This is a genomic window from Paenirhodobacter enshiensis (genome assembly GCF_000740785.1).
Classification (GTDB): Bacteria; Pseudomonadota; Alphaproteobacteria; order Rhodobacterales; family Rhodobacteraceae; genus Rhodobacter; species Rhodobacter enshiensis.
The window spans coordinates 1-424 of sequence record NZ_JFZB01000099.1; the positions used below are offsets into that span (position 1 = coordinate 1).

Below are 424 nucleotides of genomic sequence, written 5' to 3' on the forward strand. Positions count from 1 at the left end.
GATCCGTTACGCGGTGATCGGGCCGGCGGCCTATTCGGACGCGGCGGGCGGCAAGCGGGTGACCGAATCGCTGATCGCGGCCGGGGCCGACATCGTGTTCGGCGAGGGCAACGGGTCGTCCTTCGGGATGCTTCAGGCGGTCGAGACGACGAAGGCGACCGATGGCGGCAAGGTGTATTTCATCGACGTGATCGGCGACAAGACCCCGATCGACAAGGGTTATCTGCTGTCGTCGGTGCTGTGGAACCTGGAGCCGGTCTTCGCGGCGATGATCGCCGATGTGAAGGCGGGCAGCTATGGCAGCCACAACTACGACATCAACCTGAAGGACGGCTCGGTCGATCTGCTGCACACGAAGAACATCCCCGATGACGTCTGGGCCGAGGTGATGAAGGCGAAGCAGGACATCATCGACGGAAAGATC

At 62.7% G+C, this 424-nt stretch carries 1 protein-coding gene; it reads left to right on the forward strand.

What is annotated here, in order from left to right:
• The coding region (locus CG50_RS16060) for a BMP family lipoprotein (protein ID WP_036640718.1) at positions 1–424 on the forward strand (424 nt) is incomplete at both ends.